At 70.1% G+C, this 17,326-nt stretch carries 8 protein-coding genes; 1 reads left to right on the plus strand and 7 read right to left on the minus strand.

Going from position 1 to position 17,326, the window contains the following annotated elements; genetic code table 11:
- The first annotated feature begins 162 nt into the window (after positions 1–162).
- Positions 163–2,403 (plus strand): exo-beta-d-1,3/1,6-glucosidase, encoded by a 2,241-nt coding sequence (locus ACWGE0_RS18750; RefSeq protein ID WP_452262146.1) that lies wholly within the window; start codon positions 163–165, stop codon positions 2,401–2,403.
- Here ACWGE0_RS18750 and ACWGE0_RS18755 read toward each other — a convergent pair.
- The 7 genes from ACWGE0_RS18755 to ACWGE0_RS18785 are packed head-to-tail and all read right to left on the minus strand — an operon-like array spanning position 2,381 to position 17,196.
- Positions 2,381–3,157 (minus strand): hypothetical protein, encoded by a 777-nt coding sequence (locus tag ACWGE0_RS18755; RefSeq protein WP_452262147.1) that lies wholly within the window; start codon positions 3,155–3,157, stop codon positions 2,381–2,383. The two genes, ACWGE0_RS18750 and ACWGE0_RS18755, sit on opposite strands and share 23 nt — an antisense overlap.
- The gene (locus ACWGE0_RS18760) at positions 3,154–4,890 is read right to left on the minus strand and encodes a class I SAM-dependent methyltransferase (protein ID WP_452262148.1); all 1,737 of its coding nucleotides are present in this window, start codon (positions 4,888–4,890) and stop codon (positions 3,154–3,156) included. The genes ACWGE0_RS18755 and ACWGE0_RS18760 overlap by 4 nt, the downstream gene beginning before the upstream one ends.
- Positions 4,887–6,014 (minus strand): glycosyltransferase, encoded by a 1,128-nt coding sequence (locus ACWGE0_RS18765; protein ID WP_452262149.1) that lies wholly within the window; start codon positions 6,012–6,014, stop codon positions 4,887–4,889. Before ACWGE0_RS18765 ends, ACWGE0_RS18760 begins: the two co-directional genes overlap by 4 nt.
- Positions 6,011–6,778 carry an alpha/beta fold hydrolase gene (locus tag ACWGE0_RS18770; protein ID WP_452262150.1) on the minus strand — a complete coding sequence of 256 codons (768 nt, stop codon included), beginning with the start codon at positions 6,776–6,778 and terminating at the stop codon, positions 6,011–6,013. The genes ACWGE0_RS18765 and ACWGE0_RS18770 overlap by 4 nt, the downstream gene beginning before the upstream one ends.
- Positions 6,771–7,031: an acyl carrier protein gene (locus ACWGE0_RS18775; RefSeq protein WP_319965242.1), complete on the minus strand. Its 261-nt coding sequence runs from the start codon at positions 7,029–7,031 to the stop codon at positions 6,771–6,773. The genes ACWGE0_RS18770 and ACWGE0_RS18775 overlap by 8 nt, the downstream gene beginning before the upstream one ends.
- A complete protein-coding gene (locus ACWGE0_RS18780) occupies positions 7,031–10,696 on the minus strand; it encodes a beta-ketoacyl synthase N-terminal-like domain-containing protein (RefSeq protein ID WP_452262151.1) in 3,666 nt (1,221 codons plus the stop codon). The genes ACWGE0_RS18775 and ACWGE0_RS18780 overlap by 1 nt, the downstream gene beginning before the upstream one ends.
- Entirely contained in the window at positions 10,684–17,196 is a 6,513-nt protein-coding gene (locus ACWGE0_RS18785; RefSeq protein ID WP_452262152.1) for an SDR family NAD(P)-dependent oxidoreductase, read from the minus strand. The genes ACWGE0_RS18780 and ACWGE0_RS18785 overlap by 13 nt, the downstream gene beginning before the upstream one ends.
- Between the last annotated feature and the right edge of the window lie 130 nt (positions 17,197–17,326).

A 17,326-nucleotide genomic window follows, 5' to 3' on the forward strand; every position in this document is an offset into this window, starting at 1 on the left:
AGGGCAGCCGGTTTGTCGCGTTCGGGGTAGTTGACGGCCATCTCAACCGATTCGTTTGTACCGGAATTCGAAAAACCGGTTTCGCCCGGAACCGGTTTCGGCTAGACATTGTGAGAGCGCTCCCACGAACGCTGCCGCCGCACGAGCCCTCTCGGAGACCACATGGATCGCGACGACGTGCCCTACCTCGACGCCACGCTGCCCACTGCGGAACGGGTCGCCGACCTCCTGACCCGCATGACCCTGCCCGAGAAGGTCGGGCAGATGATGCAGCTGGACTCGAGGGAGGACCTGGACGACCACGTGCTGCGCAAGCACGTCGGCTCGATCCTGCACACCTCGCCGGAGCGGGTGCTGCGCGCGCACGACCTCACCACGCAGACCCGGCTGCGGGTTCCGCTGCTCATCGCCGAGGACTGCATCCACGGCCACTCGTTCCACGAAGGCGCGACGATCTTCCCGACCCAGCTCGGCATGGCCGCGTCGTGGGACCCGGACCTCGTCGAGCAGGTCGCGCGCGTGACCGCCGTCGAGGCAGCGGCGACCGGCGTGCACTGGACGTTCTCCCCGGTCCTGTGCATCACGCGGGACCTGCGCTGGGGCCGCGTCGACGAGACGTTCGGCGAGGACCCGGTGCTGATCGGTGAGCTCGCGGCGGCCATGGTCCGCGGTTACCAGGGCGACGGCCTGCAGGATCCGACGGCGATCCTCGCGACCGCAAAGCACTTCGCCGGCTACTCGGAGACCCAGGGCGGCCGGGACGCGAGTGAGGCCGACCTGTCGCGGCGCAAGCTGCGGTCGTGGTTCCTGCCGCCGTTCGAGAAGGTCGCGCGCGCGGGCTGCGCGACGTTCATGCTCGGCTACCAGACCACCGACGGCGTGCCGATCACGGTCAACTCGTGGCTGCTCGACGAGGTCCTGCGCGGCGAGTGGGGCTACACGGGCACCCTGATCACCGACTGGGACAACGTGGGCCGGATGGTCTGGGAGCAGAAGCTGCAGCCCGACTACGCCCACGCCGCCGCGGCCGCGGTGAAGGCCGGCAACGACATGATCATGACGACCCCGCGCTTCTTCGAGGGTGCGCTGCAGGCCGTCGAGGACGGCCTGCTGGCCGAGGAGGACCTCGACCGCGCGGTCACCCGCATCCTGACGCTCAAGTTCGACCTCGGCCTGTTCGAGAACCCGCGCAGGCCCGACACCGAACGCCAGCGCGTCATGATCAACCACGACGAGCACGTGGCGCTGAACCTGCAGGTCGCGCGCCGTTCGCTGGTGCTGCTGCGCAACGACGGCGTGCTCCCGTTGCAGAACCCGAAGGGCAGGATCGCGCTGGTCGGCCCCCTCGCGGACGACGCGCAGACCCAGCTCGGCGACTGGGCGGGCTCGTCCGGCCAGGCCGACTGGCTGCCCGACGGCCAGCCGCGCGACATGATCACCACCGTCCTGGACGGCCTGCGCGAGCTGTCCGGCGGCGAGGTCACCTACGCCCGTGGCGCCGACATCCTCACGCTCGAGCCGGACCCCGAGGGCGACACGTTCCCGGACGGCCAGCCGCGCCCGAACATCGTCGAGGCCTGCGCGCCGAACCCCGAGCTGATCGCCGAGGCCGTCGCCGCCGCCGAGAACGCCGACTACGTGGTCGCCGTCGTCGGTGACCGCATCGAACTGGTCGGCGAGGGCAAGTCCACCGCCACGCTCGAACTGCTCGGCGGCCAGATCGCCCTGCTGGACGCACTCGCCGCGACCGGCAAGCCGCTGATCGTCGTGCTGCTCGCCTCCAAGCCGCTGGTGCTGCCGGAGTCCGCGCGCAACGCCGCCGCGCTGCTGTGGGCCGCGAACCCCGGCATGCAGGGTGGCCGGGCGATCGCCGAGGTGCTGCACGGCCTGGTCGAGCCCAGTGGCCGGCTGCCGATCTCGTTCGCCGCGCACGCCGGGCAGCAGCCGACGTACTACAACCAGATCCGCGGCCAGCACGGCACGCGGTACGCCGACCTGACGCAGGAGCCGGCGTTCGCGTTCGGCGAGGGCCTGTCGTACACGACGGTCGAGTACGGCGAGCTGCACGTGGAGACGGCGGTGCTGCGGCCGGACGAGACGGTCAAGGCCTCGATCACGCTGACCAACACCGGCTCCCGGCCGTCCCGCGAGACCGTACAGGTCTACGTCAGCGACGCCGTCACGTCGGTGAGCTGGGCGGACAAGGAGCTCAAGACGTTCAGGCAGGTCGACCTGGAGCCCGGCGCGACCGCGAAGGTCGAGCTCGAGCTCCCGGTCGCCGACTGCTCGATCGTCGACCAGCACGGCGTCCGCGTGGTCGAGCCCGGCGAGTTCGTCCTCCTGGTGGGCCCGAGCTCGAAGGACCTGCGCCGGGCCGAGTTCACCGTAAAGCCGCAGTTCTGAAGAGAGCGGGAACGATCGTGAGGTAGCGGGGAGGAACCTCCACCGCCTTCGTGATCGCCTTCTTCACCGCCGGGACCAGGTCCGCGTCGACGAGAACGACAGCGGGCCTGCCCGGCGGGTCCACCAGCATGCTGGCGCCCCGTGCACCGGCCTGGACCGCGGCGGTGACCACCGCGTCCTGTTCGGGATCGGGGTTCTGGGCGCGGTGGTAGGCCGTCAACGCCGCGCCGAGATCCTCGATCTGTCCCGTGTACGGCTGTTCTACCTGCGGTTCTTCGCGCCGGACCCGTGTGTCGACGACGAGCAGCCGTTGACCGGGCAGGTCGAGTTCAACGGCTGGCGGCTCTTCATACGCTGTTCCAGCCAAGTCTCGCAGCGCCAGGCCCACGGCCGTGCGCAGCGCTTCACCCGCGGACAGACCACTCCCCTGTGGCAGATCAACGCTGCACATCAGCGTCGCGCCGCCTTCGCTGCCGGCCACCGGCGCCGCCCACGCCGGGATCTCGCCGGACGGCAGCAGCGCCCGTTCGGTCGGCCGGTTCACCGACACCAGTTCGAGCCTGCCGTCGTCACGCTGATCGCCCGCGACGATCGCACCCCACTTGGCGTGCACCTTCACCTTGCCGCCCAGCAGGTTCAGCACGCCGGGCGCGTACCAGACCCCGCTGGCGGACCGTCCGAACGTGCGCCGGAACGCGTGCGGCACCAGCCTGAGCTCCGGCGCGATCTCAGGCCTGTCCGCGATGTCCGTCATGCCGTCTTCTGGGCCAGCAGCCGGTAGGCGTTGCCGTTGCCGGTGCGGTGCGCCAGGAACCGGTTCACCGTCTGGTCCAGCGCCATCGCGACGAAGAACGCCGGGATGCCCAGCGACCACACCAGGAAGCTCCTGGTCCGCCGCAGCCGCACCTTCTCCGGCCGCCACGGCGCGGGCGTGCGCGGCGCGACGTTGCCCAGCCACAGCAGCAACGCGAGCGTGAAGTCGTTGCAGAGGTGGGCTTTCGCGCGTTCGGTGGCCACTGTGGTCAGGCCGCGGTCGGCGAGCGCGTGTTCCAGGTTGCCGATCGGCATCATGTGCTGGTGCTGCGGCTGGAACCACGGCATCCAGTACTTGCCGAACAGCCGGCCGAGCCGCCATTCCGGGTCCGGCAGCTCGATCAGCAGGTAACCGCCGTCGGGCAGCACGTCCGCGACGATGTCGATCTCCTCCCACGGATCCCGCACGTGCTCCAGGTAGTGGTGCATGCTGATCACGTCGTAGCGGCCCTTGAGCTCGCCCGCGAACTCCTTGAAGCTGCCTCGGTAGGCCTGCTCGATCCGGCCGAGCTTCGCCGCCTCCTCGATGGCCGCGCCCTGGTCCAGCCCGTCGAACCTCGTCTGCGGCAGGACCTCCTTGGCGCCCAGGCAGAAGTGCGCGTGCCCGGAACCGACGTCCAGCCACCGTTCGGGTTTGGTGAACGGCTCGACCATGCGCGCCCGGCCGTAGTAGGGCTCGGTCTTGCCGGAGAACACCGCCTCCGCCGAGGTCTCGCCGAGACCGTCGTAGAAGTCGCGGTAGTAGAAGCCCAGGCCCTCTTCGGACAGCCGCGGGTTCTGCCAGACGTGTCCACATCGGACACAGCGGTCCATCGTGAACGTGCCGGGCTTGCGCTGCACGAGGTCCGTCGCGGTGACCCACAGGCGCAGGTCGGTGCTCCCGCACGCCGGGCAGTTGTCACGGCGGTTCTCGTGGAAGTTCCGGTCGCGGTTCTGCTCGTACCAGGGCGCCGCCTGCTCGAGGTGCTCGGCCTGACGGCGTTCGGCCGTGGACTTCTTGCCACCGGCCGTCTTGAACCACAGGTACGGCGTGCGCAGGAACCGCGGCACCCACAGGTCACGCGGTCGCAGCGGCGTTCCGGCGAACACCAGGAGCGGCTGCGCCCAGTAGGCGGCCAGCGCGACGAGTCCCCACTGCCAGTTCGTGATCAGCGCCGCCACCACGGTCGCGTACCCGATGACCGAGCCGGCGATCCACAGCGACGGCCGCTTGCCCAGCTGCCGCAACGTCGCCGCGCGGTACCCGAGGTCGTACGGCCCTGCCTTCAGTCCCGGCGCGACCGCGATGTCGACCTGTGCCCGAACGTGGTCCTTGACCCGCCGCACATACGCCACGAACTCGGTCGGGTCGTCGGAGTTGACGTACTCTTCGTACTGCTCCCGCACCAGAACTGCCTGTGAGGCACTGATTCCGCGCGCCCACTGGTCCTCGCGGTACTTGGCCAGGTCGAACGCGCCGAGCAGGTCCAGCGCGGCGACCGTCGGCAGGTCGCGCGGCACCAGGTCGACCAGGTCCGCGTCGGTCTCCCACGAGCCCTCGGGATGGACTCCCGTCGCCGTGAGAAGCGAGTGCTCGCTCGCGCCCTGAGCGAGCACTCGCAGCTTGGACGCGCGGGACCGCAGGCGCAGGACGTCCAGCAGGACGACGAGCACCACCACCACGCTGAAAATCACCCGGCCACCACCTTTTCCAGTCGGTCGGCCGCGGCTGCCGCGCCGCCCGCCGCCAAGAACGATTCCCGCACCAGCTCCGCGGCGGCCGCGTACTCCGGCTCGTCCAGCACGGACTCCAGTGCGCTGCGAATGTCCGCGGACCGTGCCCGCGAGTAGGTCAGGCGGACGCCCGCGCCCGCCGCCACGACCTGGGCGGCGACGGTCGGCTGGTCGTCCCGGATCGGTGCCACGACCAGCGGCAACCCGTGCACCAGCGCCTCACACACCGTGTTGTGGCCGCCGTGCGTGACGACCGCGTCCAGGTACGGCATCAACGCGAGCTGCGGCACGGACGGCAGCATCAGGACGTTCGGCGGGGCTGGTCGCGGTTCGGCGACCATGATCACCTGGACGTCCAGGCCGGCGACCGCGTCGAGGGTCTGGCCGAGGAAACGCTCACCGGCCGGGCCGTTCAGGGTTCCGAGCGACACGAGCACTCGCCGTTGCGCGGTGAGCCGCTCCCACGGGAAGTCCACCCGTTCCACGCGGTGCTCCAGCGCGGGCCCGACGAACGCCACTTCTCCGCCGAACTCCCCCGCCACCAGTGCTTTCGAGCTGTAGACCAGCACCAGCCGGTCGGAGAACCTGATGTCGCCGCCCGCGAAGTCGTGCAGCAGATCGCGCACCCAGGCGTCGACCTTCGGCATCGTCCTCAACGGATTGATCAGCTCGGCGGACGTGCTGGCGGAGGTCGCCCACGGCAGATAGGCGTGTTGTGCCACCAACGGCCCGGCGAGCGCCTGCTGGTCGGCGACGATCAGATCCGGCTCGAACCTCGTGACGGCGCTGGAGACACCGGGAACCATCGCGTGCCCGAGCGGGATGAGGAACTCCTCCCAGAAGAACTTGAGCACCGCCATCCCGCGCAACCCGAGCCAGCGCTCCCGCTTCGCCCGGATGTCCGCTTCCAGCACGTCGTCGATCGCCGGGAAGACCACGGCGTTGTCCGGCAACAGAGGCGCGAGCGTGCCCGGATGCCCGACCCACGCCACGTCGTGCCCGCGCTGCAACAGCTCGCCGCCCACGGAGGCGGTCGGGTTGACGTGGCCGGTCAGCGGCGGCACCACGAACAGGAACCGGCTCATGACGGCAACCAGTCCAGCAGCACGTCTAGCAGTTCGGCCGTGGCTTCGCGGAGAACCGTGTGGCCGAGCCCGGAGACGATGTGCAGCCGGCAGGACGGGATGCGTTCCTGGAGTTCGGCCGCCGCCCCGATGAGTTCGGACTCGGCGCCGTAGACCCCGAGCACCGGGCACTGCACCTGCGTCAGGTCGAGCTTCGCGCCGGAGCCGAGGTCGTCGATCAGCGTGGTGCCGTTGAGCAACGCGTTGGCGTTGACCGCGAGCTTCGCGATCTTGCGCTGACCGAGGGCCATCAGCTGGTCCTGCGTCCGGTCGAACTCCAGCCCGAGGGCCGCGACCGTCAGCGTGTTCGTGATGTCCTCGAACCACGCGTCGCCGACCACTCCCCCGACCGCCGACTCCACGAGCACGACCCCGCCGACCCGGTCGGGAGCCTGGACGGCCGCGTGCATCGCGACCACGCCGCCGTAGCTGTTGCCCAGCAGGAAGACCGGCTCGGTCACACCGATCCCGTCCAGCACGGCGACGAGGTCTTCCGCGCTTTCCTCCGGCGTGTAACCGGATGGCGGTCGTTCGGACAGGCCGTGGCCGCGCAGGTCGAACAGCACGGTGCCGAACCCGGCCTGGGCCAGCGGCGCGGCGAGCGTGTAGTAGAAGCTGGACAGGTTGTCCATCACCAGGCCGTGCACGAAGACCACGGTGGGTGCCTGTTCTGGCCCGAGCCGTTGCACGTGGAAGCGCAACCCCCGGGCTTGAACGTCAGACACGAGCCGTGATGTGGTCGACGAGGCGGCCGACGGACATCGCCATGATCTCGTCGATGTCCATGTCCGCGAGGAACCCCACGAGGTCGACGCCGTAGTGGGCGTTGAGCTTGTCCGCGAGCGCCACGAACTCGATCGACTCCAGACCCAGGTCGTCGCTGAACGTCGTGTCGCGGGTGATCTCCACGCCCAGCAGGAAGTCGGGCCCGACCACCTCGGTGATCATCTTGGCGACCTGCTGCAGCACCTCGTCCATCACTTCTCCGTTCGCACTCGGGCCGCGGCGCGCCCTGGTTCAGCCAAAACCTCGATCTGCGGCACGGCGAACGCGCCACGCACCCGGACGTCGGCGTCCACGGTCAGTTCCGCCGGGTAGATCGGCCCGGCACCGCGGTCCCACAACCACGCGCGCACGGCGTCCTTCATCGCGATCACGCGCAGCAGCCAGTCCCGCTGGGCAGGCACGTCCAGCCCGCCGTAGTGCCGTCGCTCGGCGGAGTTCAGGTAGCGGCGCATGATCAGGTCGCGGGTCGCGCTGTCGGACCAGTTCTCGGTGACCCGCAGCCACTCGTCGTCCTGAGTGGACAGCATCTCGGTGCCCGGCTTGAGCTTGACCTGCCAGATCCGGTCGTCCGTGGTGAACCTTCGTGTGGTCCAGCCGGTGATCCGGCACCACAGCTCGCCGTGCACGGTCAGCTCGGCGTCGGCGACCATCTCCTGGGCGGTCACCGAACGGATCCAGGCAGTGCACTGGACATCGCCCGTGGGTACGGGTCCGTGGAACGACACCTGTTCGATCCCGGTCGGCAGCACGGTGTGGTCGACCGTGTGCATGACCTGCATCCAGTGCCCGATCAGCTGTCCTGCGCTGTCCAGCAACGCACCCGGCGCGGGCAACGGCGTGAGCACGCCGGCGATCCCGTTGTCCGCCAGGCAGTCGATCTTCGTCACGCCCGCGAACGCCGGGCCGTGGAACATCCAGTTGTCCTTGTACAGCTCAGCAGCGGTGACAGGTGCCTCCCGGACACCCTCGAGTTCCTTGCCGACCAGCTGTTTCGCGAGCGGTGCCATCAGCACGACGCCCTCGGCGTAGTCGCCCACTCGCACCACGACACGGTCCGGACCGTCCGCGCGGGCGGAGATCTTCACCGTGGACGCGGGCAGGGCTGTCAGCCAGCGCTTGGCCTTGACCTGCGTGAAGCCGTGCACGGTGCCGCCGGTGAGCCTGCGCGCGGCGTCCGCGAACACCTCCAGCAGACCGGTCGCGGGCACGATCGGGAACCCGTCGGCGAGGTCCGGCCAGCCCGGTGGCTGCGGGAACACCGAGTGGTCCACCAGTTCCGGCATGGTCCTGAGCGAGAACTCGCGGGTAAACCCGGCTTCGTTCGGCCGCAGCGCGCCGACAACCTCGCGCGCCACGGCGTTGGTGTGGGCCAGGAGCTTGTTGACCGCGGCCGACATCGGGCTGTCGTCGGCGACCAGCACCGGCTCGGTGCTCAGCGGGTCGAGCTTGATCTTCGGCGTGCCGAGCCTGAGCTTGACCTTGTGCGCCGTACCGCGCTTGAGCCCGAACGCCCACAGCGCTTCCGGCGCGATGTCCGCGTTGACCGCGACGTGCGGCTGGTCGGACAGCGTGTCGCCGACGAACCCCGGCAGGCTGCCCTGTCCGATTTGGACGAACGCGCGAAAGCCCGCGCTGTGCATGCGTTGCAGGAGCGGCCGGAACTTGACCGGTTCGACCAGGTGGCGCAGGACCAGCTCGCGGACCTCGTCGGCGGCCATGGGTTCGAGGGAGTTCGCCGACCACACCGGGATGTCCGAGCTTCGGACCGGCAACCGGTCGAGCATCTCCCTGGCCTGGCCCAGGTACGGCGCCAGGGCCGGGGTGTGGAAGCCGGTGCGGAACGGCATCAGCTGCGCCATGACCCCGGCGGCCTTGAGTTTCCCGAGCACTTCTTCGAGCTTGTCGATCGGGCCGCAGATGACCGACTGGTGCGGGCAGTTGTCGTGGCTGATCGTCACGCCGTCGACGAGGTGCTGCTCGGCGGTGTCGGCGGAGCAGCCCAGCGCGGCGTAAGCGATGTCGACGACCGCGACCGCGCCGGGGCCGAGCGCGGAGACGAACTCGTCGATCGTCGGGTAGATGCCACCGACGACCATCGCGGTCCACTCGCCCATGCTGTGCCCGGCGAGCGCACCGGGGGTGATGCCTAGCGCCATCAGTTCGCGGGCTTCGCGGCGACCGTCCTGCAACAGCTGCACGGCGTGGTCGACGACCTCGCCGCTGAACTCCCGCTCGAAGCCCGGGAACAGGAACGCGACCTGGTCCGTGCTGGTCAGCAGGGGCTGCGGGGAGAACCAGATGTCGTGCCGGCCGGGCCACGCCTTGCCCTGCGCCAGCACGCGTTCGGCGAGCTTGAGCTTGCGGTCGTCGGGGTTGCCGATGGCCAGCCGGAACGCGCGGTCGGCGGTGGAGACGCGGCGTTCTTTCAGCGCCGTGACCAACTCTTCCGCGGTGTCGGCGGCGAAGGTCATGACCGGCTTGCGCGGCTTGGCAATGGTGTGGCCGTCAAGAACCGCGTGCGCGTTGATCCCGCCGAACCCGAACGCGTTGACGACCGCGCGGTGCCGTCCGGTCCACTCGCGGGCTTCGCTGACCGGCGTGAACCTGGTCCCAGCGAGGGCCGAGTGCGGGTTCTCGACGTTCAGCGTGGGCGGCAACGTGTTGTGGTGCAACGCGAGTGCGGCCTTGATCAGCCCGGCCATCCCGGCGGCCGGCATGGCGTGGCCGATCATCGACTTCACCGTGCCGATGCCGATCTCGTCGCCTTCCGCGCCGAACGCGTTGATCATCGTGGCCAGTTCGGCGGCGTCACCGGCGGGCGTCGCGGTGCCGTGCGCCTCGATCAGGCCCGGCGCGTCGCGGTGCGGGTCGAGGTTCGCGCTGGCCCAGGCCCGTTGCACGGCAAGGAGCTGGCCGTCGGGGTTGGGCGTCATCATGCTCGTCGCGCGGCCGTCGCTGGCGGTGCCGATGCCCCGGATCACCGCGTAGACGCGTTCGTCGCCGACGTCTTCCAGTCGCTTCAACACGACCATGCCGACGCCTTCGGACAGCAGCGTGCCGTCCGCGCCGGCGTCGAACGGCCGGATGCGCTCGCTCGGGCTCAGCGCCCTGAGCTGCGTGAAGACGCTCCACAACGTCGGGTGGTGGCAGACGTGCACGGCCCCGGCGAGCATGGTGTCCGCGCGGCCCTCCTGGAGCTCGCGGACGGCGTGCTCGACGGCGACCAGGCCGGACGCGCAGGCCGCGTCGACCGTGTACGCCGTGCCCTTGAGGTCGAACCGGTTCGCGATCCGGGACGCCGCGAGGTTCGGCACCAGGCCGATCGACGACTCCGGCTGCTCCGGTCCGAGCTTCTCGCGGATGGCCTGGCGAACCGTGTCGAGGTCCGCACCAGCCAGGTTCGGGAAGAGGTCACGAACGACCGACACGACCTCGTCCGCGAGCCGCACTCGCTGGTCGAGGCGCGCACAGCCGGGCGTGAGGTAACCACCGCGGCCGACGATCACGCCAACCCGGTCCCGGGACGGCAGAATCGCCTCGCCGCCCGCGTCCGCGATTGCTTCGGCGGCCGTGGCGAGAGCGAGCAGCTGGTCCGGCTCCGCTCCGTCCACAGTGGACGGCATGATGCCGAACCTGGTCGGGTCGAACTCCGCCAGGTCGTCGACGAACCCACCCTTGCGGCAGTAGAACCTGTCGCCGGTGGTGCTGTCCTGGTCGTAGTAGGTGGCCGGGTCCCAGCGGCCGGGCGGGATCTGCCCGATCGAGTCGACCCCGGCCGCGATGTTGCGCCAGAACGCCGACGCGTCGGGGGCACCGGGGAAGACGGCGCCGATCCCGACGATCGCTATGCCTCCCATCGGTAGACCACCTGCACGTCCTCACCGGTGAAGATCTCGTTCAGCAGCGCGTCGACACCTTGCTGCGGCTCGATCAGCGGGATGCCGCGGCGGGCGTACTCGTCGGCGAGCCCGACGGCCATGCCCGCGCCGGCCCAGGGACCCCAGTCGACGGCGACGACCCGCCGTTGGGTGCCCCAGAACCTGGCCATCCGGTCCAGCGCGTCGTTCGCGGCCGAGTAGTCGGCCTGGCCGCGGTTGCCGAACACCCCGCTGACGCTGCCGAACAGCACCAGGAAACCGTCCGTGAACGCCTTGGCGCCGTTGACCTTCGTGGCCCAGACCCGGTCGAACGACTCCTGGGTCTTGGCCTCGATCAGCTTGTCGTCGAGCACGCCCGCGCCGTGGATGACGCCGTCGATCCGGCCGAACCTGGCCTTGATGTCGTCGAGCACGGCCTGGACGGCTTCGGTGTCGGTGACGTCGCACTCGTGGTACCGGACGCTGGACGCCTTGGCACGCAGGCGTTCCATGGTCTGGCGGACCTCGCGTTCGGCGAGCACCTTGCGCGCCTTCGCCGGCACGTTGTCCTTCTCCCCCAGCTCGAACAACGCCTTCACGAGTTCGGGCTCGGTCGTGGCGTGGCTGAGCCGGTGGTCCTCCGGCGCGATCGGGGTGCGGCCGATCAGCTCGATGTGGCAGCCGGTGCGTTCGGCGAGTTCCGTGGCAGCGAGGGCGGTGATGCCACGGGCTCCGCCGGTCAGCAGCACCACGCTGTCGGCGTTGAGGTTGAGGGTGCTGTTCTGCAGTTCCGTCGGAACGGCTTCGATCACCTGCCGCCGGCCCGCGTGGTAGCCGACGACGGCCGGTCCGGGGCCGATCTCGGCGAGCAGCGAGGTGGCGATGTCGCGGTGGCTCTCCTTGGAGTTCACGTCGACCGCGCGCACCACGAGGTCCGGGTACTCGAGCGCGGCCGTGCGGATCAGGCCGTGCAGGCCGATGTCCGCGGGCAGCTCGTCCGGCGTGTGGTCGAAACCGAACGTGCCGCCGCCCGTGGTCACCACGAGCAGGTTCACTCCGTTGGTCACACACGCCTTGACCTCGCTGAACGCCTCGGGCAACCGTGCCCCGAGCCTCACGACGACGTCGATGCCGCTCAGGTCGTCCGGCAACACCGGCTCGATGCGCGGGCGCACGGCGTGCCGCTCGATGAGGTCCGCGAGCTCCAGGCCGATGCCGTTGTCGTCGATGATCAGCACGGTCTTGCCGGTCAGGTCGACCGGGGCGGTGGGTTCGGCGGCAACGACCTGCGGCACCAACCGCACGAGCCGCCCGGTGCCACGCGTGATGGCCGGCGCAGGAGGAGCGGCGGCGACGGCCGGAGTCTCGCCGAACCAGCCGACGATCCCGTCGATCGTCTTCAGCTGGGCCAGCTCGTCGACCTCGCCCACCGCACCCAGTTCCTGGGCCAGCTCGCCCACGATCTCGGCGCGCTTGATCGAGTCGATCGACAGATCCGCTTCCAGGTCGAGGCCAGGCTGGAGCATTTCCACCGGGTAGCCCGTGCGCGTGCTGATGGTCCGCAACACCACTGCCCGGACATCCCTGGCAGGTGCCGCAGGCGTGGACGTGGCGCCGAACCAGTCGACGATCCCCTCGATCGTCTTGAGCTGGGCCAGCTCGTCCACCGATCCCGACGCGCCCAGCTCGGCCACCAGCTCGCCGACGATCTCGGTCCGCTTGATCGAGTCGATCGACAGGTCCGCTTCCAGGTCCAGCCCGGGCTGCAACATCTCGATCGGATAGCCCGTGCGGTTGCTGATCGTCCGGAGCACGACCGCGCCCACGTCCTCCTGCGCCTTGGCCACCGGAACCGGGGCAGCGGCGGCAACGGCGTGCTCGATCACCGGCATCGGCGCCGGAACCGAGGCGGGCGCGGTGCCGAGGTAGCTCAACAGCACGTCGCGCTGGGCGCTGACCGCGTCCCGCATGCCGTCCAGGAACTTCTCGATGATCTCGTCGCGCCCCAGCCCGGCTCCCACCTTGAGCGTCGGGAACTCCGTGGCAGGCCGCAGCCCGCCGGGCAAAGCGTCGCCGTTCGCGTCCCGCACGAGACCTCCATCCACGTACCAGCCCGGCCGTGGCGGCACGACCGTGGCGGGTTCGGCCCTGTCCTCGAACAGCGGCGCGGCGTCCACCTCGACGCCGGCGACCGCGAGTTCCGCGAGCGTGCGCAGGAACGTCACGTGGTCGTCGCACCGCAACGCCTGGTGCGGCCGGTCGCCGAGGGTCTTGCCGACCAACGACGTCAGCACCCCGCCCGGCCCGGCCTCCACGAAGATCCGCGCGCCCGCCGCGTACATCGACTCGATCTGGTCCACGAACCGCACCCGGCCCGCGAGCTGCGCGGACAGGCCGTCCCGCACGTCCGCGTGGGGCTCGGCGGTCACGTTCGACCACACCGGGAAACGCGTCTCACCAAGGGAAATAGCCGCGAGGCGCTCCGCGAACCGATCGCGCGCACCTGCCATCAGCGGGCTGTGGAACGCGGCGGCGACCGGGATGCTCTTCACGCTCAGCCCTGCGGCCCGCAACACCTCGACGGCGTTCGCCACCGCGGCCGTCGCACCCGAGATCACGACCTGGTCGGGCGCGTTGTGGTTGGCCACCACGACATCCGCCGGCAGCAACGCCTCCACCGAGGCCAGCGGCGCGGACACCGCGGCCATCGTGCCGGGATCCTCGCCGACGGCGTCCAGCATCGCCTCAGCGCGGGCCGCACTCAGTTCGAGCAGCTCGTCCGCACCGAACACACCCGCGGCCGACAACGCGACGAGTTCGCCGTAGCTGTGGCCACCGGCCAGATCCGGCCGCACGCCGACGGAGTCCAGCAGCGCGGTGACCATCAGCCCTGCGATGCCGAGCGTCGGCTGGGCCATCCGCGTGTCGGTGATCTCCGCGCGTTGCCTGGCGACGTCGTCAGCGGTCAGCGCGGCCGGCGGGTACATCACCCGTTCGTACCGGGCGTCCACGAAGTCCTGCAGCCGCGGGAAAGCCGTGACCAGGTCGAGCAGCATGCCCGGTCGCTGGCTGCCCTGGCCGGGGTACAGGAAGGCGATCTTCGGTCGCTCTCCCCCGCGCAACCGGACGACCTCGCTGGCCCGCCACGCTTCGACGTCCGCGAGCGCCTTCACCAGTCCGTCGTGATCACTCACCACGAACGCGGCCTGAACCGTGCCGTCGCCGCACGCCGCAGCGAGTGACCGCAACGGCGTCCGCGCATCGACGAGCGCACTCAGGCGAGCCGCTTCCCGTTGTGCCGCAGCCTGATCATCGCCGCGGATCAGGAACAGCTCTGCCGGCCACCGGGTCAGCCCGTGGCGTGGTTCGTCAGCGCCGGTGTAGCCCGCCAGCACGGTGTGGAAGTTCGTGCCGCCGAACCCGAACGCGCTCACGCCCGCGACCCGGTGCTTGCTCGCCCACGTGCGGTGACCGAACGCGAACGGGCTGGTCTGCGCGTCCCAGAACGCGTTGGGCTGCTTGACGTGCAGCGTGCCGGGCCGCAAGCCGGTGTGCACCGCGAGCGAAGCCTTGATCACGCCCGCCAGGCCCGCCGCGCACTTGGTGTGCCCGATCTGCGACTTCACCGAGCCGATCGTGCAGGTGCCCGGTTCGACGCTGGAGAACATCTCGGTGAGCGACGCCAGTTCGGTCCGGTCGCCCACCACGGTTCCGGTGCCGTGCGCTTCGACCAGCCCGACCTCGGTCACCGGCAGACCCGCTGCGGCGTAAGCACGACGCAACGCCCGCTGCTGGCCTTCCGGGCGTGGCGCGGTGAGGCCCATCGACCGGCCGTCGCTCGACGCGCCGATGCCCTTGATCACCGCGTAGACCCGGTCACCGTCGCGTTCGGCGTCGGCCAGCCGCTTCAGCACGACACAGGCCACGCCCTCGCCGAGCGCGATGCCGTCCGCGGCCGAGTCGAACGTGGCACACCGGCCCTTGGCGGACAACGCCTTCACCGAGGCGAACATCTGATAGTCGTGCGCGCTGTTGTGCAGGTCGACCGCGCCGCACAGGACCATGTCGCTGGTGCCGCCCACGAGTTCCTTGCAGGCCACGTCGAGCGCGGCGAGGCTGGACGCGCAGGCGGCGTCGACGGTGTAGTTCGCGCCGCCCAGATCGAGCCGGTTCGCCACGCGGCCGGAGATCACGTTGCCGAGCACGCCGGGGAACGAGTCCTCGGTCAGCGCGGGCAGGTGGTCGTCCAGGCCGCGGATTCCCAAGGCGGGCAACGCGGTGCGGACGGTGTAGGCGTTCGCGAGGTCGGCACCGGCCTCGGCGCCGAAGATCACGGACGTGCGTTCGCGGTCGAACACGCGGGTCGCGTATCCCGCGTCCTTCAGCGCCTGCGCCGACACTTCCAGCGCCAGCAGCTGCGCGGGTTCGATCGAGGTCAGCGACGCGGGCGGGATGCCGTACGCCAGCGGGTCGAACGCCGTGCGCGGGAGGAACCCGCCCCACTTGAACGGGCTGCCGTAGCGTTCCGGCGACCAGCGGTCCGGCGGGATCTCGGTGATGGAGTCGGTGCCCGCCAGCACGTTCGCCCAGAACTCGGCCACGTCCCGCGCGCCCGGCATGATCGCCGCCATGCCGACGATGGCGACGTCCAGCGGCTCTTGTTCTGCGCTGTCCACGGTGGTCTCAGGCAGCAGACCGGCCACGATGTCCTCGTGCAGGTCAGCGATCGTGGTGCGCTCCGAGCGCAGCGTCGCGACCTGGCCGATCATGAACATGCCCTCGCGGCGCTGTTCGTCCTCGCCGACCGCCTTCAGGCCCTGCTCGCCGCGGACGAGACCGCGGCTGGCGAGCCGGAGCCGGCCGAGGTTGAGCTGTTCGAGCCGCTCCCAGCTCTCCTGCTTCGACAGGCCGGTGAGCTCGGTCCTGGCCTGCTCGAAGGTGTCCACATAGGACGTCTGGGCGCAGCGGACCGCGTGGCCGGGCGAGGTCTCCAGCAGTGCGGTGTCCTCGCACTCCAGCGCGACCTGCTGGAACACCGGCTGGATCGCGCCGTGCGTGACGGCTTCCTCGGTGAACAGGTAGGCAGTGCCGACGAGAACACCGATCGCCGCGCCCCGTGCCGCGATCGGTGCGGTCATCGCGGAGATCATCGCTGCCGAGCGGGCGTCGTGGATGCCGCCCGCGAACAACGCGACAACGTCCTTCTCGCGACCGCGCAGGACGTCGATCTGCTGCTGCCACAACGTGAAGCTGGTTCGAGGGCCGGTGTGCCCGCCGCACTCCGAGCCTTCGAAGACGAACTTGCGCGCGCCCTCGTCGAGGAACCGGCGCAGCAGCGCGGGCGACGGCACGTGCAGGAACGCCTCGATGCCCGCGTCCTCCAGCTCACGCGCCTGCGTGGGCGTGCCACCGGCGACGATCGCGTACTTCGGCCGGACCGCCAGCACGGCTTCCATCTGCTTCGCGCGCAGCTCTGGCGGCGCGAACCCGAGCAGGCCGACGCCCCACGGCCGGTCACCGAGCTTGTCCGAGGTCTGCTGGAGGAGTTCGCGGACCGCCGCGCCCTCCATCAACGCGAGCGCGAGGAACGGCAGCGCGCCACCCTCGGCGACCGCCGCGGCGAACGCGGGCTGGTCGCTGACGCGGGTCATCGGGCCCTGCGCGATCGGGTAGCGCAGGCCTGGCACGCGGTCGCAGAACGGCCCGCCGGCCCGGATCGAGCGGCTCTCACCCCCGAGGGTGAGATTGTCGCGAATCGCCCGCTGAATCGCTCCCACGACGCCACCGACGGTCCCAAACGAGACGCGATAGAATTCGGCGAACGCACCTTCTTGACCAATTTCGAGCGTGTTCTGACGAACATGCACACGCAACCCGGCGTTCACAACGGTGTCGGCGCCGTCCATCAGGCGGACCGCGTTCACAATTTCACCGGAAATGTGTTTTCGAGCCTCGGCGACTAGTGTGAGCTGGCCTTCCAGCACCACTCCGCGCGCGCCACCGGCGATCGCCGCGGCGGCCGTGTCGGGACCGATCGAACCAGCCACCCAGACCGGTAGATCGGTCAGCGCGAGCACCTGCTGGAGCAACACGAACGCGGGCGAACCACCCACTCGGCCGCCCGATTCGGCACCCTTCGCGATCAGCCCGGTGGCCCCGAACTCGATCGCCGCAACGGCCTCGGCCACCGAGGTGATCACCGCCAGAACGCGGCGTTCGCCCAGCTCAGCCAGGTTCGGAACATGCCGAACGAGATCCACTACGACAGTGTCGACGGCGTCCGGCAATGCTGTCGCCAGCGGGCCGTGCAGTCTCACCGCGAACGCGCGCGGGTCACGCGCGGCCACGCGCGCAAGATCGGCGGCGGCGTCCGGCCCGAGGTCGAGCACGCCGAGCGCGCCCGCCCGTGCGGCGGCGACCACGAGGGCCGGGTTGGGGGTGCTGAACGGACTAAGACACAGCACCCGTTCTCGATCGGACGGCATGTTCACTGCGCTCACTTCCTCACCCTGCAGGGGTGGGGAGAAAGGAATTCAGCTAGGTTACTACTGACCGGTACGGTTAGTGCGCGCTCACCGTACGCACAAACCGCGGGCGCCGTCGAGAGGGGTGGTGAAACTTTCTCACTTA

This window comes from Lentzea sp. NPDC054927, from assembly GCF_053610285.1.